The following is a 22,196-nucleotide window of genomic DNA, read 5'->3' as shown; positions in this document are numbered from 1 at the left end:
TGTTCAGAAAGTTATTTTTACAAGTAACCTGAAATTGAAATTCATAGAATTCTAGTAGACAATAGAGACATCATGATAAGAGAAAGAAGGACATGCTGATGAACGTAAAAGAGTATATGACGTATGATGCGACTGGCTTGGCAGCACTTGTGCGGAATAAGCAGGTAACGCCCGAGGAGCTTATGAAGGCGGCATTTGATAGATTGAATGAGGTCAATCCAGAACTAAACGCTGTGATACGGACGAGACAAGAACAAGTTTTAAAAGACATCAAGGAGTTACATGAGTATCAGCCATTTGCGGGCGTTCCGTTTGTCCTGAAAAATATATCACAAGGGATAAAAAATGAACCGCTGACAGCAGGAGCTTTGCTGTTAAAGGATGTAAAAGCAAATTCGGATTCGCACTTTGTTGATCGGTTGAAGCAGGCTGGTTTTCTCATGATCGGACATACAAATACACCGGAATTCGGTTTAAGAAATGTGACGGAGCCTGCGTTACATGGTCCAACGAGAAATCCTTGGAATACAGACTATTCTCCGGGAGGCTCAAGCGGCGGGACAGCAGCAGCTGTTGCAAGCGGCATTGTACCTGCTGGCGGAGCAAGTGATGGCGGTGGTTCCATCCGGATTCCAGCATCCTTTACCGGTTTGTTCGGCCTTAAGCCTACGCGGGGAAGAACGCCAGTAGGCCCAGGCGCAGGAAGGCAGTGGCAAGGGGCTTCCATCGACTTTACACTTACAAAAACAGTACGGGACAGTGCAGCCCTTCTTGATCTTCTTCAAGTCATTCAGCCTGAAGCTGCTTTCCAAACTCCGTTATACGATGGCAGTTACCAAGAGGATCTGGCGAAACGTACATCTTCTATGCGAATTGCTTACAGCGTAGAATCTCCAGTTGGCACGAAGGTCAGTGAGGAAGCGAAGCAGGCGGTTCAGCAAACAGTGAAATGGCTGAGTGAGCAAGGTCATCAAGTAGAGGAAGCCAAGCCGGAAATTAATGGGATTCATCTCATGCAGCAATATTACGTGATGAACAGCGGAGAAATGTCTGCGTTATTCACTTCCTTGGCTCGTTCGTTAGGGCGTCCAGTAAAGCCGGAGGAAACGGACATCGTGGCATGGGTGCTGGCGGAGGCTGGCAAGAATGTGACCGCTGCTGCTTATACAGAAAGTCTTGATGCGTGGGATCGGGCTGCTGCACAAATGGCATCATTTCATCAAACCTACGATCTCTATGTGACACCAGCTACTGCCTATTCAGCTCCAAAGGTAGGTGAGCTTATGCATTCAGATCAGGAAACAGCCGCACTTTTACGTGTGTCATCTCTTTCCATGCAAGCACAGCAGGATCTGATTTATGACATGTTCCTCAAGAGCTTGACCTACACCCCATTTACACAGCTTGCCAACTTAACAGGTCAGCCATCAATGAGTGTTCCTGTTCATCTTACTAGTGCGGGCATGCCTCTAGGGGTACAGGTGACAGCACCTAAAGGAAAAGAGGACTGGCTGCTCAGGCTTGCGGCGGAAATGGAGACATCCTCGATTTGGAAAGGAACTAGTCAATTAAATCGATAACGCATGATAAGCGACTTTGGTCTATGGAGGGAAAAGAGTGTCACACGTGAGTACGAAGGACAAATCATTCAAACGGCAGCACTTCTTTTACGTAAACAGGGATACCATGCGACAGGATTGAATCAAATTATCAGAGAGAGCGGCACACCTAAAGGCTCTCTTTATTATTACTTTCCAAATGGAAAAGAAGAGCTGGCCATTGCATCTGTTGAATACATTAGTCAAAAGGTCATCAATCAAATTGAAGAAGGCTTTGCCTATTCGGATGACCCATATATCGCCATCGATCGTTTTATGACCAAGATCATTCGAGGATTTATGGAGAAAGAAAGTGAAAGAGGGATTCCAATTGTCTTGCTTGCGGCAGAGTCCAAGCCTGAAAACGCGCAGCTTCATGCTGCATGCAAACAAGAAATGATCCGCTGGCAGGAGCTTGTAAAAGAAAAGCTAATGAACAGCGGGTATGAAGAAAACAAAGCGGATGAGCTGGCTTCTCTCCTTCACTCAATGGTCATCGGGGGTTTATCGATGACCACTGCACTCAAACAAACGACCCCTTTAGAACACGTAAAAAGTTACCTTAGACACTTATTTATGCGAGAAGAGTAAAATCTCTCGCATATTGTCTATCTATTATATCAATTGGTCTATATAATATAGATAGTCAATTTGTCATGAGGAGTGATGGGATGTCGGAGCAACCGCAATCGATGAAGCAATCCGAAGGTACCTTTTTTTATACCGTGTCTGGTTCCGGAAAGCTGTATGGGCTGGAGAATCAGCTTGTTCATATGCTGGCAGAAGCAAATCAAACGAATCAGCTGTTTGAGCTTGCCTTAATCACAGGTGGGAAAGGAGCTTATTTCCCGTTGCACTGTCATGAGCACTTATTTGAAACCATTTTTGTGCTGGAAGGAAAGCTTGAAGTGATGCTGGACGGTAAAAAATACATGGTCACAGCCTTTGATTATATTCATATCCCGCCCAAAACGATTCATGGCTACAGAATGCATAGTCATAAAACAAGATTTATTTCATATACGCTGGGCGGAAAAATGACAGATGTCTATCAGCAAATTGGGAAGAGGCTTTTTCAGAATGAATGGTCTATGACTCATCATGCTTTCGATGCATCCAGTTTTCAGCAGGCTGAAAAAGAAAGCGATATCATCCTCATGCATGGAATCAGAGAACTGTCTAATACAACGAGGCCCTCCGTTTTATTTCATAGTCAGCTTCCTCACGAGGTACAGCCTTATGTATTAGAGGCTGGTGAAGGGAAGCAATACATCATTGATGGTCAGATTCATCAACTGATTGCAACAGTAGAAACAACAGGAGGCGGATTCAGTCATTTTGTGGTTGAAGGAGCGAAGGAGAAATATTTCCCGCCGCATTATCATCAAGTTCATACAGAAGCAATCTATTGTGTGGAAGGGAAGATGAACCTTCATTTGAACGGAGAGGATATTTGCTTGATGCCGGGTGACTTTGCCTATATCCCGCCGGATACGATTCACTCTTATGAATTTGTGTCTCATTCAAATAAAATGTTGGTTTTGCTGCTTCCAGGAGAAATTGAGCAGGTGTATGAGCAGTTTGAAGAATCTCCAAGCCCAAGTATATGTCCCTATTTTATTCAAGAAGGGAATTTCATGTTCAATCGGGAGACTTCCACTCAATATGATTTGTTTTTTGTTGAAAAGGAATAATTGTGTAACGCGTTACACGACATCATGAGTCTGTCGAAACAATCGACAGGCTTTTTTTGTTTTTTGCCTCCTCCACATAAATTTCTCATTTGATGAATGAACCATTCATTCAAGGTGAAGCTAAGTAAAGATGACTTGAGCTAAAGGAGGAAGGGCATGTGAGGGCTGTTACTTATCAAGGGAAAAATAGCATTGCAGTGAAGAAAGTAGATGCACCGTCGATTCAAGATCGGGAAGATGTGATCATACGTATTACATCAACAGCAATTTGTGGATCAGATTTACATTTGTATCAGGGTAATTTCCCGCTTCCAATCGGCTATGTGATTGGGCATGAACCAATGGGGATTGTGGAGGAAGTTGGCCCGGATGTCACAGCCGTAAAAAAGGGAGACCGTGTCGTCATTCCATTTACAGTTGCATGTGGTAAATGCCAATATTGCGATCATCACTTAGAAAGCCAATGTGACAACTCAAACCCGCACTACGATTCGGGTGGACTTTTTGGCTATAGTGAGAAATATGGGAATTACCCCGGAGGACAGGCAGAGTATTTACGCGTACCTTTTGGCAACTATACCCCGTTTAAGATCCCAGATGATTGTGAGCTGGAGGATGAACAATTGCTCTTCTTATCGGATGTCCTGCCAACCGCCTATTGGAGCGTAGAGCACGCAGGTGTGAAAAAAGGCGATACGGTCATCGTGCTAGGCTGCGGACCTGTTGGGTTAATGGCGCAGCAATTTGCTTGGCAAAAAGGGGCAGAACGTGTGATTGCCGTCGATTACATCGATTACCGCCTGCGGCATGCAAAACGAATGAGCGGCGTGGAGGTCTTTGATTTTACAGAAGATCCCGACATGGGAGAAACGTTAAAGGAGCTCACCAAGGGCGGAGCCGATGTTGTGATTGATTGTGTGGGAATGGATGGAAAGAAGTCGCCGCTTGAAAAAATTGAGCAAAAGCTCAAGCTGCAAGGCGGAACGATCGGACCCATTCAAATTGCCACAAAAGCCGTTCGCAAATGTGGAACAGTGCAGATGACGGGTGTGTACGGCGGCCTGTACAACATGTTTCCATTAGGCGCTTTTTTCGCAAGAAACGTCACCCTGAAAATGGGCCAGGCCCCGGCGAGAGGATACATGTCAAAGCTCTATCAAAAAGTGACAAGCGGTGAAATTGATCCTAGAGCGATTATTACTCACAAATTGCCATTAGATGAAGCTGCTCATGCGTACCACATCTTCAATGACAAACAGGATGATTGTATAAAGGTCGTTTTAAAACCATAAAAAGAAGGCTTAGGAGTATTCCTAAGCCTTTAATGTGTGCTCGTCCATCATTTTTTCGATTAATTCAAAAAATGTTTTTTTATCTTCCTCTGAAAGGTGGTTGAACAATTGATTCACAAGCAGCTGGCGATTGTCGATCATTTGTTTAGCAATTTGTTCACCCGATTCAGAGAGTTCAATCCACACAGTACGGCGGTCATTATTATTTCGAGAGCGGATGATCAGCCCTTCGTCTTCTAAGTGATTGAGAGCGGTTGTTGTTGCAGAGGGAGATAATGAAACTTCCTGCAGAATATTTTTCACAGTACATGATTGATGGCGGTAGATGATACGTAAAATAAACCCTTTAACATTCGTGACGTTTTTCGGAATATTTTCTTCATCTATTTGTTTCGTCGCCTTTAAATACTTTGTCAGTGCATGGTCTAACAAACTTGCCTCTAGCTCGAAATGTTGCATTCTCCATACCTCTTTTCCTATTGCATTCGCATTTCCGATCAATTACTAGGTCTATCTTATCATAATAATCAACATGATTTAAACCAAAATGGAAGACGGCTATAAAATTACCTATATTATCAATTAATATAAAGAACAATTCCAAAATGAAATGATTTTACTTTCAGCTGTTTTTATTTTAGAATGTGAATGAGATAAAATCTGCCAACCCAATTCGCTGGAAATTGGCTATTGGAAATCAAACGTTTGGAGATGAAGATATTGAATACTTTACAGGCATTACTAAACGACAGAATGGAACGCTCTTCACAAATTGAGGCGGTAACTGGCGGAGGGGTGTCTTATACATTTGAAGAATATGCAAAACGCATCGACCAGCTTGCTCATTACTTACATCAAAAAGGAATTCGAAAAGGTGACCGCGTTTGCTTTATTTGTCAAAACCATCATCACTTTTCAACGATTATGCTGGCAGCCATTAAAGCAGGTGCAGTCGCAGTTCCGCTGAGCTGGCAGCTTACTTCTTTTGAGCTGGAAGGTATTTTGAAAAAAGCAGAGCCAAAGGCTTTATTTTTTGACCGAGAATTCCGTGACATGATTGCTGCGGTGAATGTGTCTTTAGACAACTGTCTCATGGTGGAATCTGGTGTAAATGCGAAAACAACGCAGCTGTTTGAAGACATATTGGCTTCAAATGATGGCAGTAATCTTGCGGAAGAGGTATCAGAAGAGGATCTAGCGATGATCTTATTTACCTCTGGGACAACGGGGAATCCAAAAGGCTGTATGGTCGGACATGGACGAATCTATCAATTTTTAACAAGACGCGGGAATCGAGGATTTGACTTGAAAGGGAAACGGTACTTGGCGAGTCACCCTCTCTATCATATGAGTTCAATTAATCATCTGATCGCTGCTGCCATTGAAGGGTATACACTTGTTTTCTTACATGATGCAACACCGAAGCGCATTTTAGAAACGATCGAAAAAGAAAGAATAACGTTCATGATGGCTTTCCCATCAGCTTATACGTACATGCTGGAAGAAATGAAGCGCGGTTCGTATGACCTTTCATCCTTTGAAATTGCGATTTCTGGCGGTACGAAGGTGCCGGTCCGTTTGATTAAGGACTACAAAGAAGCAGGCATTCAGATGATGCATGGCTACGGAAGCACGGAAGCATGGGTTGTCAGTGCGTGGCATCCTGCGATGGGCGAGGATAAAATGGGCTCTGCTGGTAAAGTGGATCCAGATGTAGAAGTGAAAATCGTTCATCCTGAGACTGAGGAAACACTGCCAGCTGGAGAAATTGGCGAAGTCGTCATGAGAAGCCCATTTTATTTCTTAGGCTATTATCATCAGCCTGACGCTACTGCGAAGGTGCTCAAAGATGGCTGGTTCCATATGGGAGATGCAGGCTATCTAGATGAAGACGGGTTTCTATTTATCACAGGCAGATACAAAGATGTGATTTTATACGGCGGAGATAATATCTATCCTGATCAAGTAGAAGAAGTCATTGAACAAATTCCAGGTGTGATTGAATCAGCTGTCATCGGGGTGCCGGACGAATTATATGGTGAAGTGCCAAGTGCATATATCGTAAAAGACGAATCCGCCGATTTCTGCGAAGAAGATGTGGTGAACTATTGTCAGGAACGTTTGGCAGATTACAAAGTGCCATCCATTCATTTCATCAGTGCACTGCCAAAAAACAAGCTTGGTAAAATCATGAAGAAAGATTTACGTGAATTGGTTGTGAATGCTTAGTACCTATTCTGCTATAATGAAATTTGAATGATTTTTTGTTTTTCTAACGTTTTGGAGGGAAAGGGTTTGCGACATATTCTTCGTAAGAAACACGTTCACGATTTGTTGGAACAGAGCAGACAGCAAAAGGTAAAAAAAACGCTGGGCGGGCTCGATCTCACGCTTCTTGGTATAGGGGCAGTGATTGGCACAGGGGTTATGGTGTTAACTGGAATTACAGCGGCTAAGGATGCTGGACCGGCTGTCATTTTCTCCTTTGCGATTGCAGCCATTGTGTGCAGTTTGGCAGCACTTTGTTATGCAGAAATGGCTTCAGCGCTTCCTGTATTCGGCAGTGCGTACATTTATTCATATACGACCATGGGCGAGCTTGTAGGTCATTTAATGGGATGGACCTTATTATCCGTCTATATGCTGACTGCTTCAGCTGTTGCCAGCGGCTGGTCGAGTTATTTCAACAGCTTGCTCGAAGGATTTGGAATTTCGATTCCGCATCAATTCTTAGCTGGGCCGGAGCAAGGCGGATATATGAATTTGCCGGCGATTATCATTGCTTTACTGATTGCGTGGATCTTATCTAGAGGAACGAAGGAAAGTAAAAAATTTAATAATATCATGGTGTTTGTGAAACTCGGTATTATTGTTCTTTTCATTGTAGTAGGCGGCTTTTATGTACAGCCAGCCAATTGGCAGCCGTTTATGCCGTTTGGTGCAGAAGGCGTCATTGCCGGTGCTGCTGCTGTATTTTTTGCCTTTTTAGGGTTCGATGCGATTTCTGCTTCAGCAGAAGAGGTGAAAAATCCGCAGCGGAACCTGCCAATTGGGATCATAGGTTCATTACTTATTTGTACGATCATTTACATTGTCGTTTGTTTGGTCATGACAGGCATGGTGCACTATACAAAGCTGAATGTCACAGAGGCTATGTCCTATGTCCTGCAAAGTGTACATCAAAATAGCGTGGCTGGTATTATTTCGGTTGGTGCGGTCATTGGATTGATGGCTGTGATTTTCGCCAATAATTATGCAGCAACTCGAATTGCCTATGCGATGGGCCGAGACGGACTTTTGCCTAAAGTGTTTTCAAAAACAAACAAAAGCGATACGCCTGTTGCTAGCATATGGATGATTGGCGGAATGACAGCTGTTATTTCAGGCTTTATTGATTTGAAGGATCTGTCCAACTTAGCGAATATCGGTGCGTTATTAACGTTTGCAATGGTCAGTTTATCTGTGCTTATTCTGAGAAAAACACATCAGCAGCTTGAGAGGGGCTTTAGGGTTCCTTTTGTGCCGGTTTTGCCGATTATATCAATGGGCTGCTGCTTGTTCCTTATGCTCAACTTACCAGGCCGGACATGGCTTTACTTTGGGGTTTGGCTGTTAATCGGTGTCGTCATGTACGCAGCGTATTCAAACAAACACAGTGAATTAGCGAAATCTTCATGAGAAAAAGGTGCAAATCCGTTGACGATTTGTGCCTTTTTTCATACGATTTGGGATAAGCTATAAAAGAGATGATGGACGGAACAAGAGGAGGATGAGGGGTATGATTAGTGTTAGTCCTTATATTGTTGTAGAAGATGTGAAAGAATCTCTTCAATATTATCAAGGGATTTTTGGTGGGGATATTCAGATCTTAAATGAACATCAAGACCGTGTCCTGCATGCTGAATTGCACCTTGGGGAATCACTGCTTCATTTTTCAGATACATTTGGACGTACACCAAAGCCAGAGAATCTGAGATTGATCATGCAGTTTGACAATGAAGAAGAACTAAAGGCTGTCTATGAAGCGCTGGAAGCTGATGGAGATGTACTGGTCGAATTACAGGATACCTTCTTTGGCGCACTTCACGGACAAGTACAGGACCGGAAAAATGGGTTGATCTGGGTTCTGAATTATATGAAATAGACGAAGACCTTCACCAGTGTGAAGGTTCAGCGTGTAGACAAACCCTCGCATTCTGTGTCAGGTCTGCGTGCCGGTGCTCACGAATGCCCAATTCGCTCCGCTCCGGTACTCGCCCTTCCTAGGGCTGCAAAGGTTTTCTATCACGCTGAGAAGAGAACAAAGGCCTTCACCATAGTGAAGGTTTTTTTGTGAGTGTTTTTATTTTCTGAAAAATGGAAAATATGCTATGTTGGAAGAATAAAAGGACAAGGAGAAGGGTGGCAAAGGAATGGAACAAATTGAGTTTCAATCAATCCAAACAAATGGTGTAACACTTCATACAGCAATGGCTGGACCGGAAAATGGCCCGCTGCTTGTGCTGCTCCACGGGTTTCCTGAGTTTTGGTACGGCTGGAAAAATCAAATCATCCCCTTGGCTGAGGCAGGCTATCGTGTTGTCGTTCCTGATCAAAGAGGCTACCATCTAAGTGACAAGCCAGAAGGAGTCGAATCCTACGTATTAGATCAACTGAGAGATGATATTGTGGGTTTGATCAAGACGCTGAGCCCGAACCAAAAGGCGATTGTCGGCGGACATGACTGGGGCGGAGCTGTTGCTTGGCATTTGGCTTCAACCCGTTCTCAATATGTCGAGAAATTAATCATTGTCAATATGCCGCATCCGCGGGTCATGATGAAGGTTCTTCCATTTTATCCGCCACAGTGGAAGAAAAGCTCCTATATTGCTTTCTTTCAGCTTCCGAATGTGCCAGAGGCAGCACTCCAAGAAAATCAATTTCAAAAACTGGATGAAGCCATCGGACTGACGGCAAGACCACATTTGTTCTCGAAAGAAGATATATTAAGCTATAAGCTGGCTTGGACGCAGCCAGGCGCCTTGACCTCCATGCTGAATTGGTATCGTGCCATTAAAAAGGGCGGCTTTGAAAAGCCGATATCTACACGTATTTTAGTACCTGTTCGCATGATCTGGGGGATGGAAGACAAGTTTTTAAGCAGAAAACTGGCAAAGGAAACGATAAAGATTTGCCCTAATGGCCAACTGATTTTTGTCGATGATGCTTCTCATTGGATCAATCATGAAAAGCCAGAAGTGGTGAACAAACTCATACTCGAATTTTTGATCTAAAGAAAAAAGCTCTGGTCAGGGGACCAGAGCTTTTGTGATTTACCCGATATGATTCTTTTTCAACGGAGCAGGTTCATCATCCCAGCATTCAATGTTCTCATTGTTTGGAACGGCATTTTTATAAAAGACTGGATCTTTCCCCTCTTTTTTCTGCCGTGAATAATCCTTTAATGCTGCAAAGGCGACTTTAGATAGCATGGTAATGGCAATGAGGTTGACGATGACCATTAAGCCCATAAACAGATCGGCAAGATTCCAAACAAAAGGAACACTTGCTACAGCACCGAATAAAACCATGGCAATGACCGCAATACGGTATCCAATCAACCATGCTTTGCTTGATTTAAGGAATTCAATGTTCGTTTCACCATAGTAATAATTCCCGATTAGCGTACTAAACGCAAATAAGAAAACCATAATGGCAAGAACACCAGAAGCCCAAGGACCGATGTGTTCACTCAAAGATGCTTGAGTGAGCTCAATACCTGTTAATTTTGTCGTTTTATATGCACTTGAGAAAAGGACGATAAAGGCAGTACTTGTACAAATAATCAGAGTATCAATTAAGACACCAAATGCTTGGATCAGTCCTTGCTTTACAGGGTGGGTCGTCACGGCAGCTGCAGCAGCGTTTGGTGCGCTACCCATCCCAGCTTCGTTTGAGAATAGACCCCGTTTAATCCCTTCCATAATGACGGCACCCATGGTACCTCCTGCAAACTGCTCAATACCGAATGCATGTGAAATAATAGTCTTGACCACACCAGGCAGTTCAGTAATGTTTGTAATCATGACAAAAAGAGCAATACCAATATAAGCGACAGCTAAGAAGACCACAATGTATTCTGCCATCTTGGCAATCGTTTTGACCCCGCCGAAAATGATGATACTAAATCCGATAGCCATAATGACGCCTACGACCAAACGATTTGTACCAAATGAATTTTCGAAAGCAATGGTAATAGTGTTCGACTGTACAGCATTAAAGACAATACCGAAAGAAATGGTGATTAATACAGCAAACAAGATCCCCATCCAGCGTTTCTTTAAGCCTTTTTCAATATAGTAAGCGGGACCACCGCGAAAGCCTGATGCATCTTTTACTTTATACACTTGGGCAAGCGTACTTTCAACAAAGCTTGACGCGGAACCGATAATGGCTAGGAGCCACATCCAAAAAATAGCACCCGGACCACCCATGGCAATTGCAATCGCAATCCCAGTAATGTTCCCAGTTCCAACCCGAGCCGCCATACTAATAGCAAAGGCTTGGAATGGCGATACGCCAGATTTTTGTTTGTTTGTTCCTTCTTTCAGAACGATCACCATTTCCTTAAGCATACGCACTTGAAGGAAACGAGACCTGAATGTGAAATAAAGACCGACAAGAATTAATAGTGCAACAATAATATATGACCATAGATAACCATTTGTTGTTGTTAATAAATCATTCATAACATCACCTCTTCTAATTCATCCTATTTTTTTAAAAAATACTGAGATCCCACTCTTTGGCGAGCTTTTTCAGCATCATGACACCGGTAATGCTATTACCACAATCGTCAATGGCGGGACCATAAATACCGATTCCACAGCCTGTCTGAAACGGAAATTCTCTTCTTGCGCTTGGCGGAACGCAAGCCATAATTCCTCCAGACACACCACTCTTCGCTGGTACGCCTACGAAAGCAGCAAAATTACCAGATGCATTATACATGCCGCATGTCAGCATCAATGCCTTTGTTAGTCTTGCGATATCTTTTGGGATGACTTGGACTTGTTTAAAGGGATGGTAGCCATCACTTGAAATAATTAGTCCAATCAAGGCGATGTCCTCAGTTGTGACCTCGATGGAACATTGCTTTAGGTACACTTCTAATGTCTCTTCGACATCTGATTCTAAATAATTGGTTTCTTTTAAGTAATAAGCAAGAGCACGGTTGCGGTGCGCAGTTGCCCATTCTGATTGATAAACCTCTTCATTAACAGAAGGACGCTTACCTATTAAGTTTTCGATTAAATCGAAAATATATGCTAGCTTTTCTGTAGAAGTCTTTCCAGGAAGGATGGAGGATACGGTAATAGCTCCAGCATTAATCATTGGATTAAAGGGTTTCCCTGGTTTATGCATCTCAAGACGGTAGATGGAATTAAATGCATCACCAGTTGGCTCTACATCTACCCGATCCAAGACGTAAGGTACGCCTCTTCCTAAACAGGCAGCTATAAAGCTGATGACTTTTGAGATACTTTGCAGGGTAAAGGGAACGTCCCAATCACCATATCGTACAGATGATCCATCTGGGCCTATCACGCTGATACCAAGTTGAGAGGAATTCACTTTTCCAAGTGCTGGAATGTAGCCAGCATTCTGCCCGTTTGTGTAATACGGACGTATTTCTTCTGCCCATTGATCAACAGAAGACTGGCATGCGTGTTGTGTATTTTTAGAAATTGCTGTTTTCATACGATTCCTCCAATCAAAAATCAAAAAGTACCCTATTGAATTGGCGGATGACAAAAAATGCGATCAAATAGGCACGAAAACATGTTACACATCTTCAAAGAACTTGTCATGCGCTGCTTGCACCACTCCTTTACACCTAAATATATGTACAAATGAAGGCATTGTCGGCGGAAAAACAAAAAGGGTTTTTAGTGAAAATTCAGAAAACGCTTACATATAGTTTCACTAAAATTGTTCATTCAATTTATCTTGGAAACTACACAATCTGACGTAAATCTACAGAAAAACTTACAAATAAAAATCAGTCTGTCGATGATTGTCTAAACAATTCCTATTATTGTCGTCAATGATCAAAACACTGAATAGCTGAAAGGTCACCTTGCTGCCCCGGAGAATAGTCATAAAAAAGGATTTTGAGGATAAAAGGAGCAGTGAAAATTATTTTTTTGTACATTGTGGAGAAAAGAGTCTCCTTGTATACTGTGGCTATGCAAACAGGGGAAGGGATGTCAGTCATTTGAGTTTAAATCAGCTTGTCAAAAAGGACGCATTCATTTTAATTTTTATGATGGTCATTGTGCCGCTTGCAGGAGAGCTGAAGTTTTATCCTGTGAATGAGACGTTTCGCATCAGCTTTGGCGCACCTGCGTTTTTCTTTTGCTTATTACTCTTAAGAAAATCTAGACCGCTATTGCCGGGATTTTTAACAGGCGCAGCCATTGTGCTTTTTCGGGTAGGCTTAGATTTGATTCAGCAGAATGCTGATCTGGCTTCATCATTTTATCAGCAATTCCCAAGCTTCTTTTTCTATTTCACTTATGCTTTCCTGTTTTTTGCCGTCCGTACGGGACGTTTTAAACAGCGCTCTATTTTCATTGGGATCATCGGTCTGATGATCGAATTAATTGCTGATTTTGTCGAGCTGTTTGTACAATTCTTAGTGTTTGATACAACGATGACCTTATCAAAGCTGAGCGATATGTTCTTCATTGCGTTTGCTCACAGCTTTGTGGTGATCAGTTTTTTTAATATGATGAAGCTGTATGAGGCTCAATCAAGAGAAAAGCAGATCATGAAACAAAATGAGCATATGATGATGGTCATTTCGAATTTATATGAAGAAACGGTTCATTTAAAGAAAACGTTAAAACATACAGAGCATATTACGCAGGAATCATACCGGCTTTATCGTTTGCTGCATGAACACGAAGCAGGGAAAAAAGTGAGTCAGGAGCTGCTAAAGCTTGCAGGAGAAATTCATGAAGTGAAAAAGGATAATCAGCGTATTTATGCTGGGCTTTCAAAGCTGATTTCGAAGGAAAATATGCAAGACTATATGAAGGCGGAAGAGCTTGTTCAAATTGTGATCCGCATTCAAGAGAAGTATGCTTTATCTCTTGGGAAAAACATCTCCTTTACATCTGATATAAGGGGCATTCATCTGCATGATTATCATGTATTTATTTTCTTATCGCTGATTAATAATTTAATGGCCAATGCAGTCGAAGCAATAAAAGACACCGGGATGATCTCACTCGAATTGAAAGGAAGTCATGATAAAATAGAGATTCGGATTGAAGATGACGGACCAGGGATTCCTAAAAAAATGAGAGAGATTGTGTTTGATCCAGGGTATACCTCCAAATTTGATGCATTTGGAACACCGTCTACAGGGATTGGCTTATCCTATGTGAGAGAGCTGGTTCAAGAGCTTGGCGGTCATATTCAAATCGAACCAAAAGAAACAAAAGGTGCAGCTTTTCTGCTTGTACTTCCTATACAAAATTTAATACAGAGAGGGTGAGTGTATGCGATTCTTCATTGCAGATGATGATCGTGCAATACGCTCGATTTTAGGTCAAATCATAGAGGATGAGGATTTGGGAGAGGTCGTAGATGAAGCGGGTGACGGAGTTGGATTAGAGGCACATTCCCTGAACCTCAAGAAAGTAGACATCCTTTTGATTGATCTTTTAATGCCTGCTAGAGATGGCATTCAAACCATTCGCCATATCCACCCTGAATTCAAAGGCAAGGTCATTATGATTTCCCAAGTAGAAGCGAAAGAGATGATGGCAGAAGCCTATGAACTAGGGATTGAATATTATATCCATAAGCCTGTCAATCGTATTGAAATCGTCAGTGTGATTCGAAAAGTCATGGAGCGTATCAAGCTGGAAAAATCGATTTACGATATACAAGCCTCTCTTCGCCACGTGCTGCCATTAGAGCCTGTGATTTCTCAAGGTGCGGGCGTTGGGGCGAAGAGAAGAACGATGAAAGAGGCTGGGGAATTCCTCTTATCTGAGCTTGGAATTGTCGGCGAGAGCGGCTCTAAGGATTTACTGGAGATACTCATCTACTTACATGAAACACAGTCAGCCAATTCTCATGAGGTCAATTTCCCGCCGCTAAAGCAGCTGTTTATCAAAACAGCAGAAAGAAAACTGGATCATGGTGCAACCGATGTAGAGGTGATGCGGGAAGTGAAAGCGGCGGAGCAGCGGATTAGACGAGCTATTCATCATTCCTTGAATCATTTTGCCTCACTAGGATTAACAGATTTCTCAAATCCTAAGTTTGAGCACTACGCGTCGAAGTTTTTCGATTTTACCGATGTCAGCCAAAGAATGAAAGAAATGCAGAAGACATCTTCTCCCTCAGGATCGACAGGCAGAGTCAATACGAAGAAATTCGTTCAAATCTTTTATTTTGAGGCAAAGCAGTTATTCGAAGGAATGAGCTGAGGAAAATCTGTTGGTATGATTGGAGAAAATAAACAGAGAAAGTCTGTCTTTCCTATGATCTATCGTGATTTTCAGGTGTTTTTATAATTTAACTGATCATTCAGATTTTTCTTTTTTCTTGAAAATAAAACCCTCCTGTGCAATCGTTTGTTAAAATAGTGAGGTTAGACTAGAATGTCGGAGGTTTTATTTTGGGAAAAATTAAACGAAATGCGCTCTGCCCATGCGGAAGCGGAAAAAAATATAAACATTGCTGTGGTCAAAAATCAGGCGGAGAACAAACGTCTGAGCTTGTGTTTAAGGAAGCTGTACAAGTTCAAAAGGATTTAATGAATTATGCTTTTTCTAAGCATCAGAGAGCGATCAATCAATTCATTAATGAGTTTTCTTTCCTTGCAGATATGGATAAAGAAACGCAACAAATCTCAGTTTTCCATTTGAGTGTATGGGGCATCTTCTTCCGTCCATTAACTGATCAGAAAGAGACCATTTTCCAAGAATTCCTGACAAAGAAAGCAGAGGATATTACCCGTCCGAAAACAAGACAAGTTGTCCAATCTTGGACAGACATGGAACCATCTTTGCTTTTATTAAATGAAAAAACGGACGAGTCTCTTTATTTTGAGAATATGATAACAGCGGAGAAGGTTGAAGTAGATGTAAAACCTGATCAAACGGTACTGCCTGATAAGGGAAGTCTCGTGCTTGGTTTTCCTGTTCAATTTGAAGAAAAGGCAGAGTTTTTCATTCAATATACGATGTTTGCGAAAGAGTTTACAGATACTCTTCTTCTTCAAGTTCGCCAGCTTGTTGACGCATATGAAGCAAATGGAGAGGCGCGCAGCACATTTATGAGAGAATCATTCCCTGATGTGCTGAAGTGTATGTTTGCGAAGCAAGAAGTAGAAGAATCAGAAACACCTGCTCAAACAGAAGGCGTTGCAGGTCTATCAGCAGATCGTATGGACTGGGCAAGTGACGTTCAGCTGGAAACAGCTAAGCTGATTGAAGACGGAATGAAGGAGCACGGTGACCAGAGCCTGACAGACGGTGCTTTAACGGTTTGGAAAGCCTACTGTGATCAGAAATCACCTGTGATCCGTAAAGCAGCGTCATTTGCTGCGGGAATCGAATACTATATTCATTCACTTGCAAGCGATGCCCCGCTTTCTCAATCACAAGTAGCGAAAAAGTATGGCATTAGTGCGTCTACTGTATCGAGCCGTTTTAAAGATATCGAAAAAGCGGTGAAAGAAGAGCAAGAGGCGACAATATAATCTAAAAAAGACGCGGCACCTTCAGAGGCCAGCGTCTTTTTTTAGATTATCTCGTTTTAATAAAACCACTCATGTACTGCTCTGTATTATAATCGTTGAGGTCAATTTTCCATTGACCATCCCCATTACGTTTCATTTTCACTTCATATTCAGCTGGGCTGGAAACGGGAGGAAGTTTTTCGAATTCAGATGCGTACATGTTTAAGCTTTTTTTATACAATTCTTCTTTAGAACGGATTTTCCCGTTGTAAAACTCGTCTCTTTGCTTGTCTAGCTTGTCTTTTAAGTTAGAAGCATCAATGCCGGTTACTTGAGCGACAACCTTTGCTTCGTCATCAGAGATGGTTTTCACACTTGTTTCTACTTTGGCTTTATCCTTCATGGTGTTTTGAATGCGTTTGTACATCGACAGAATATCTCGGTCACTCACTTCATTTCCGTATATTCCTGCACTTCTTTTGAAGTCTTTTACAAACATCTCATGGTATTTATTGACGACATCCGATTGGTTGTCACCCGTTAAATCTGCGAATTCATCGTTCTTTTTATCAAAAACAATAATATCGGTATAAGCGGATAACGCTTTTGCTGGGTTATCCAGCTTTTTTGCTGAATCGAGTATTTTGTTTCCATCTAGGTCGATTTGGATGGGATCACTGTTTTTCTTGATGCTGTCCTGATAGACGAACTGATATTTTTTCCCTTTGTCTACTAGGAAATAAAGAGCTCCTGAAAGTGACTTGCCTTTGTTCAATGAACCAAGGTCAAGACGGTCTTTGCTGCCGTAGAATTTTAAATCAGATACTTTGGCATCGTCCTGATAAAGGGAGAAGTCAGAGTTATATAATGAAAGGGCTTTGTCACCTTTGTTTGTGATCGTCAGGTTGACTTTTAGTACCAATTCATTGTCTCTTAGGGTAGTTGTTGAGTCTTCTGGTAACGTATATTCGTAGCTATTGACTTTTACCTCTGCTGTTTTTGTTGACTTTTGATCAGCGTCGGTTGATTTGGTTGAGCTCTGGCAGGCTGCAGAGATGATCATCACGAATGAAATCATGAGGAGTGCACTTATTTTTTTAAGATTCACAGTTGAAGCTCCTTTGCTTTTCTTTCGTCATTTCTTTCCCGCTATCTGACTATGAAAAAAGAAACAGATAGATTGGTATATTCGGGTGTTAAAGGGGAAAATATCCTAATGACGATTTGCACTATTCATTCTATCGAAATTCATTCATGATGAGGAATAGGTTTTAGTCCCTATTTTTGATAGTTTTTAACACAATCACCTATAAAATAAGGAATTAAATAAGCACAATATACTAGTTAAAAAGTATTGATTTATGGATTTATTTTAGGTTTTAAATGTTTTTTGTATAAAAATCTTGAAGTGAAGGTAGTTTTTATTTCACGAGGCGGTGCCGGATGGCGAAGACGACAGCCTGTGTACGGTCTTGTGCATTGAGCTTTTGTAAAATACGGTGCACATGCGTTTTTACCGTACTTTTGCTGATAAATAATTGATCAGCAATGTCTTCATTCTTTAAGCCATAGGCCATTTGCTGTAATACATCGCGTTCACGTTCTGTGAATGATTCGTGCAGCAGATGAGTGTGATGTGTATCATTTGCCTGCTGAAGAGCTCGTGCCATCATGTGCTCAGAGGCTGCCGTTCGAAAGACAGATTCACCAGCAAAGGCGGTGCGGATGGCCTCAATTAATTCCTCAGGCATTGTATCCTTCAGCAAATAACCGACTGCCCCTGCACGAATTCCGTCAAAGACGTATTCTTCCGTATCAAAGGTCGTGAGAATCACAACTTTTACATCTGGATGCTTTTTTAAAATGTGCTCTGTTGCCGTGATGCCATCCATTCCAGGCATTTGTACATCCATCAGCAGTACGTCTGGTGTGTTGATCGAGCAAAGCTCAACCGCCTCCTGACCGTCTGACGCCTCCCATATGACGTCAATATCCTCTTGAGCGCTTGCAATATAACGAAATCCTTGGCGGATCAGCGGCTGATCATCAATAATGCTAATCTTAATAGGGTTTGTCATGCCTTGAAGTCCTCCTTGATAGGAATTTGAATATGAATACAGAAGCCGTGCGGCTCGCGTATGGACGCCTTGAGGGAACCGCCTGCTGCGTCACACCGTGCCTTCATGCCTGACAGTCCAAAGCCAAATGAAATATCTTTTTCGCTGGTCAAATATCCATCGTCTTCAATGTTCATCATCAGCTCATGCTGGTCGTTAGATAGTGTAATGGTCATCGCGGTCGCCTTGGCATGGCGAATTGTATTGGTGATGGCTTCTTGTAAAATGCGGTAAAGCAGTTCAGATACGGAGAGCGGCCATTTTTTATACGTAAGCTGCTCTGTATGAAAGTGAATGTCAAGCTCACCCGATATCTCTCCTTGCTTGATGAGGCTGCGAAGTCCGGCAAGTCCGAGACCTGCATCATCTGACGCCATATGATGAACCACAGAACGAACTTCGGTGAGACAATTTTTAGAAATATGGATCAGCTCCTGAAACGTCTGCGTCATCTGCTCTGGTTCTTCCTGCTTTAAACGGTAGGGCAAAGACTGCAGCTGGACAATCATCGAGGTTAATTGGTGACCGATACTGTCATGCAGGTCACGTGCAATTCTGCTTCGCTCCTCCAGCACTGCAAATTGGAGTGACTGAACGGTCGCTTCTTCAAGCTCCATATGCGCCTTTTTCAATTGTTCATGGGCTTCTGATAATTCCTTGTGAACCAATTGCAGTTCTCCGAAGTGTTCTTCCTTTAATTCCTGTTCACGCCGACGCATTCTAGAAATCAAAACAAGTGTATACACAAGTAGCTGGAATAGCGGGAGAGTGATCACCATGTTCCAAGAAAAATTGTTTATATAATAGCTGACCCCACTGGTGAAAAAGATGATAGCAAATAGATAGGGATGATGCGCCTCTGAAAAACGAAAAGCGATAAAGCCGATCATAAAAAAGGTCAGTCCAATACTGTCTTGAATCTGATCTGTCACTAGCCACAAGAGATGTGTCAGAATCCACATCAAGAGGAGCATAGAAAATTGCTTTTTAGGTGACAGCTTGCTTTTTGGAAAAAGACAAAGGAGAAACACCAAATAGACGAAGGTGCGAAACACCAATTCGCCTATTGAAAGGGACTCATACATTTGAATATACATATAGGTCAATACAAGGCCTAATACGAATTTTCGCCTTATTTGACCTAAAAGCTTGAGTGGCTGCTGAAGGTACATATCAAAAACTCCTGTCTGTCAGTTAATAGCAGCAGATGCCTTGATGTTCATATATCTTTTTAAAAGAATAAAACGTAATCCGATCATACTGCCGATTGGAAGGAATGTCAGGCCATTTGCGAAAATGATCAGGGAATGACCGCCATCCTGTACAATTGAGCCTACTGTCATCCGGATAAGGATGATTCCGATGAAAAAAAGTGTTCCATAGAGTGAGCTGGCGGCGGTGATACGTCCCGACTGTTGATCATATGTTACTTTGTATAGTTTACCTCTCCATAGACCGATTGCAAAACCTGCGAGTGCAAAGACAATCATTGCAAGCAGGCTCATCGCCGTGATTTCAATATGCTGGGTCAAGGAATAAGAGAGTGTGCCTAATAAAATGAGCGGTCCTATGAGAAGCCTGATGGGGCGGATTTCTTTTTCCTTGCCTGTTCTTAAAAGCAGAATAATCATAATGATGACAATTTGAATGGTCATGACAAGATCTCCTTTTCGTTTTAGTCTATCTTCATCATACGCATCTTCTATTTTCGCGGCGTCCACCTGCGGGTTGATTTTAGAGAGCGGTATACTTGAATGTTGGAAATGATTCGTGGGAAAATAAGGATGATTATGTAGATAAGGGAGATGAGCTTTTGAAAAAGGTAACGCTTGGACGAACTGATTTGCAGGTAAATCCGATAGGGCTTGGTACGAATGCAGTAGGTGGGCATAATTTATTCCCGAATCTTAGTGAGGATGCTGGACGGGAGCTTGTGGAGACGGCTCTTGATCAAGGTGTCAATTTCTTAGATTCTGCTTTTATTTATGGGCTGGGCCGTTCAGAGGAATTAATCGGTGAGATCATTGCCAAAAGAGGCGGCAGAGAAAAGCTTGTCCTTGCGACAAAAGGAGCTCATAAGGAAGTAAACGGCCAAATTGAACTTGATAACAGCCGTGATTTCTTAAGAGGGCAGGTCGAAAATAGCCTGAAACGACTGCAAACTGATTATATTGACTTGTACTATATGCATTTCCCGGATGGACGCACGCCGCTCGAAGAAGTAGCAGGCACATTAAAGGAATTGAAGGATGAAGGGAAAATCAGGGCAATCGGTGCATCAAACCTTGATTTTGAACAGCTTCAAGCCTTTAACCGAGATGGCTACTTAGACGTGCTTCAATCGGAGTATTCTCTGCTGAAACGTCAGGCAGAGCAGGATCTTCTTCCATACTGCGTCGAGCATGGGATCTCCTTTATTCCTTATTTCCCATTGGCATCAGGCTTGTTGACCGGGAAATTTACAAAAGATGCGACATTTGATGATATTCGAGCAAAGGACCCGCTTTTCCAAGGCGATGCATTCCTTTCAAATCTCGAAAAAGTAGACAAGCTAAAAGCCATTGCTCAATCAAAGAATGCAGAAACAGCACACGTCGCACTCGCATGGCTCTTAGCGCAGGATGGCATTGATGCTATTATTCCAGGGGCCAAACGAGCAGACCAAGTGCTGCAAAACCTAAAAACAAACGATGTTCAACTAACAGAAGAGGAAATCAATCAAATCGATAAAATCTTCTCTTAACACTAAAAAAAGGTGCAGCTATGCACCTTTTTTTATGACATGGTGAGAGGGATTTTGATGACGAGCCGCAAATTTGGAGAACGGTAAGTGAAATCAAGTGTACCGTCTGCCTTTTCTACAAGCTGTTGAATGATATACGTCCCCATGCCTTGATGATCGCCGCCTTTTGTCGAACGGCCAAAAGTTTTGAATAAATGATCTAACACGTGTTTTTCCATACCTTTTGTGCTGTTTTCACAATGGATTAAAAATAGTCCGCTCCGAATAGAGGTCGTGACCGAGATGCTGCCCTCTTTTCCGGCTTGCTTCGCTTCAATCGCTGCATCTAGAGCATTATCAAGCAGGTTGCCAGTAAAACTAACCTGATCCGCCTTTGAAAAAGGAAGCGATGAAAAGGGTGCTTGAAGGTCTAGTGAAAGTGCAATCTCCTCTTTCTCAGCCCGTTGAAAGAAGGGGTGGAGGGTAGCGGCCAAATATGCATTTTCTCCTTTCATCCATGGGAAATGTTTGACGTATTGCTGAATCAAATCTTTGATTTCATGCTCGTCGTTCGACGCGGAAAAGGCATTTAAATGTCTGGCTGTTTCATGATGTTTACTGCGCAGCTCAAGAAGTAATTCGTTGGTTCTTGATTCCGCGTTTATGAGCTCTTGAAGCCGCCCATTTAACTGTTTCTCTGTCTGCATCACCTTCAATGAGAGGATATCGACTGTCACCATGATGATGAGCGCCAAAAGACAGCTCAGCCCATTCTGTTGCGTTAGAAACAGCAAAAGGCCTGTGCAGGTAATGAGTATAAAAGCGCCTAATATCACATAACCACTCGTATGAGGCAAAAATCTTTTGTACATGAAAAATGTATAAACACACACCGCGCAAAAGGTAAGAAGCCACAAAACAATGGATGATAGCGGCAGAAGGGCTTCAGCAGCCGCATGAAACGCAAGACCTAACCATATGAGGGCATAAATGCGAAATCCAAGATAGAAAGCGTTCACGTTCGTTCTCC

At 42.4% G+C, this 22,196-nt stretch carries 20 protein-coding genes; 12 read left to right on the top strand and 8 right to left on the bottom strand.

Going from position 1 to position 22,196, the window contains the following annotated elements; genetic code table 11:
- The first annotated feature begins 98 nt into the window (after nt 1–98).
- The 4 genes from AAZR19_RS12435 to AAZR19_RS12420 all read left to right on the top strand — a co-directional run bounded on the left by AAZR19_RS12435 (nt 99) and on the right by AAZR19_RS12420 (nt 4,584).
- Nucleotides 99–1,580 carry an amidase gene (locus AAZR19_RS12435; protein ID WP_226015234.1) on the top strand — a complete coding sequence of 494 codons (1,482 nt, stop codon included), beginning with the start codon at nt 99–101 and terminating at the stop codon, nt 1,578–1,580.
- A gap of 3 nt (nt 1,581–1,583) precedes the next feature.
- A complete protein-coding gene (locus tag AAZR19_RS12430) occupies nt 1,584–2,189 on the top strand; it encodes a TetR/AcrR family transcriptional regulator (RefSeq protein ID WP_434703320.1) in 606 nt (201 codons plus the stop codon).
- Nucleotides 2,190–2,269: 80 nt separating this feature from the next.
- On the top strand, nt 2,270–3,292 hold the full coding sequence (locus AAZR19_RS12425) for a quercetin 2,3-dioxygenase (RefSeq protein ID WP_076840660.1): 1,023 nt from the start codon (nt 2,270–2,272) through the stop codon (nt 3,290–3,292).
- A gap of 158 nt (nt 3,293–3,450) precedes the next feature.
- Nucleotides 3,451–4,584, top strand: a complete 1,134-nt coding sequence (locus AAZR19_RS12420; RefSeq protein WP_041106200.1) for a zinc-dependent alcohol dehydrogenase — start codon at nt 3,451–3,453, stop codon at nt 4,582–4,584.
- Between the two features lie 21 nt (nt 4,585–4,605).
- Here AAZR19_RS12420 and AAZR19_RS12415 read toward each other — a convergent pair whose 3' ends face one another.
- Entirely contained in the window at nt 4,606–5,043 is a 438-nt protein-coding gene (locus tag AAZR19_RS12415; RefSeq protein ID WP_012008812.1) for a MarR family winged helix-turn-helix transcriptional regulator, read from the bottom strand.
- 261 nt (nt 5,044–5,304) lie between these two features.
- Here AAZR19_RS12415 and AAZR19_RS12410 point away from each other — a divergent pair, with 261 nt between their 5' ends.
- The 4 genes from AAZR19_RS12410 (at nt 5,305) to AAZR19_RS12395 (ending at nt 9,857) form a co-directional block, all read left to right on the top strand.
- Nucleotides 5,305–6,813 carry a class I adenylate-forming enzyme family protein gene (locus tag AAZR19_RS12410; protein ID WP_041106203.1) on the top strand — a complete coding sequence of 503 codons (1,509 nt, stop codon included), beginning with the start codon at nt 5,305–5,307 and terminating at the stop codon, nt 6,811–6,813.
- A gap of 66 nt (nt 6,814–6,879) precedes the next feature.
- Nucleotides 6,880–8,262, top strand: a complete 1,383-nt coding sequence (locus AAZR19_RS12405) for an amino acid permease (RefSeq protein ID WP_041106205.1) — start codon at nt 6,880–6,882, stop codon at nt 8,260–8,262.
- A 100-nt stretch (nt 8,263–8,362) separates the two neighbouring features.
- On the top strand, nt 8,363–8,728 hold the full coding sequence (locus AAZR19_RS12400; RefSeq protein ID WP_025092526.1) for a VOC family protein: 366 nt from the start codon (nt 8,363–8,365) through the stop codon (nt 8,726–8,728).
- A 268-nt stretch (nt 8,729–8,996) separates the two neighbouring features.
- A complete protein-coding gene (locus AAZR19_RS12395; RefSeq protein WP_041106207.1) occupies nt 8,997–9,857 on the top strand; it encodes an alpha/beta fold hydrolase in 861 nt (286 codons plus the stop codon).
- A gap of 39 nt (nt 9,858–9,896) precedes the next feature.
- On the opposite strand, the gene AAZR19_RS12390 is transcribed toward AAZR19_RS12395, so the two are convergent.
- Complete coding sequence (locus AAZR19_RS12390; RefSeq protein ID WP_041106210.1) at nt 9,897–11,312, bottom strand: alanine/glycine:cation symporter family protein; 1,416 nt, start codon at nt 11,310–11,312, stop codon at nt 9,897–9,899.
- Between the two features lie 31 nt (nt 11,313–11,343).
- The gene (locus AAZR19_RS12385) at nt 11,344–12,324 is read right to left on the bottom strand and encodes a glutaminase (RefSeq protein WP_076840664.1); all 981 of its coding nucleotides are present in this window, start codon (nt 12,322–12,324) and stop codon (nt 11,344–11,346) included.
- 517 nt (nt 12,325–12,841) lie between these two features.
- Here AAZR19_RS12385 and AAZR19_RS12380 point away from each other — a divergent pair.
- The 3 genes from AAZR19_RS12380 to AAZR19_RS12370 all read left to right on the top strand — a co-directional run bounded on the left by AAZR19_RS12380 (nt 12,842) and on the right by AAZR19_RS12370 (nt 16,348).
- Nucleotides 12,842–14,128, top strand: a complete 1,287-nt coding sequence (locus AAZR19_RS12380) for an ATP-binding protein (RefSeq protein WP_326350023.1) — start codon at nt 12,842–12,844, stop codon at nt 14,126–14,128.
- A 4-nt stretch (nt 14,129–14,132) separates the two neighbouring features.
- Nucleotides 14,133–15,071, top strand: a complete 939-nt coding sequence (locus tag AAZR19_RS12375) for a response regulator (RefSeq protein WP_041106214.1) — start codon at nt 14,133–14,135, stop codon at nt 15,069–15,071.
- 191 nt (nt 15,072–15,262) lie between these two features.
- On the top strand, nt 15,263–16,348 hold the full coding sequence (locus AAZR19_RS12370) for an SEC-C metal-binding domain-containing protein (RefSeq protein ID WP_041106216.1): 1,086 nt from the start codon (nt 15,263–15,265) through the stop codon (nt 16,346–16,348).
- Nucleotides 16,349–16,394: 46 nt separating this feature from the next.
- Here AAZR19_RS12370 and AAZR19_RS12365 read toward each other — a convergent pair whose 3' ends face one another.
- The 4 genes from AAZR19_RS12365 to AAZR19_RS12350 all read right to left on the bottom strand — a co-directional run bounded on the left by AAZR19_RS12365 (nt 16,395) and on the right by AAZR19_RS12350 (nt 20,099).
- Nucleotides 16,395–17,435 carry a DUF4352 domain-containing protein gene (locus tag AAZR19_RS12365; protein WP_326350022.1) on the bottom strand — a complete coding sequence of 347 codons (1,041 nt, stop codon included), beginning with the start codon at nt 17,433–17,435 and terminating at the stop codon, nt 16,395–16,397.
- Nucleotides 17,436–17,748: 313 nt separating this feature from the next.
- A complete protein-coding gene (locus tag AAZR19_RS12360; RefSeq protein ID WP_076840669.1) occupies nt 17,749–18,405 on the bottom strand; it encodes a response regulator in 657 nt (218 codons plus the stop codon).
- Nucleotides 18,402–19,616 carry a sensor histidine kinase gene (locus tag AAZR19_RS12355; protein WP_076840670.1) on the bottom strand — a complete coding sequence of 405 codons (1,215 nt, stop codon included), beginning with the start codon at nt 19,614–19,616 and terminating at the stop codon, nt 18,402–18,404. Before AAZR19_RS12355 ends, AAZR19_RS12360 begins: the two co-directional genes overlap by 4 nt.
- A gap of 18 nt (nt 19,617–19,634) precedes the next feature.
- Nucleotides 19,635–20,099: a DUF1453 domain-containing protein gene (locus AAZR19_RS12350; protein ID WP_229137071.1), complete on the bottom strand. Its 465-nt coding sequence runs from the start codon at nt 20,097–20,099 to the stop codon at nt 19,635–19,637.
- A gap of 158 nt (nt 20,100–20,257) precedes the next feature.
- On the opposite strand from AAZR19_RS12350, the gene AAZR19_RS12345 reads away from it, so the two are divergent.
- On the top strand, nt 20,258–21,187 hold the full coding sequence (locus tag AAZR19_RS12345) for an aldo/keto reductase (protein ID WP_034283198.1): 930 nt from the start codon (nt 20,258–20,260) through the stop codon (nt 21,185–21,187).
- A gap of 32 nt (nt 21,188–21,219) precedes the next feature.
- Here the strand turns inward: AAZR19_RS12345 and AAZR19_RS12340 are convergent, their stop codons facing one another.
- Complete coding sequence (locus AAZR19_RS12340) at nt 21,220–22,185, bottom strand: sensor histidine kinase (RefSeq protein WP_395894285.1); 966 nt, start codon at nt 22,183–22,185, stop codon at nt 21,220–21,222.
- Nucleotides 22,186–22,196: the final 11 nt, after the last annotated feature.

The organism is Bacillus sp. Je.9.29.b (genome assembly GCF_051129925.1).
Lineage (GTDB): Bacteria > Bacillota > Bacilli > Bacillales > Bacillaceae > Bacillus > Bacillus safensis.
This window is presented reverse-complemented; position numbering and strand designations above follow the sequence as displayed.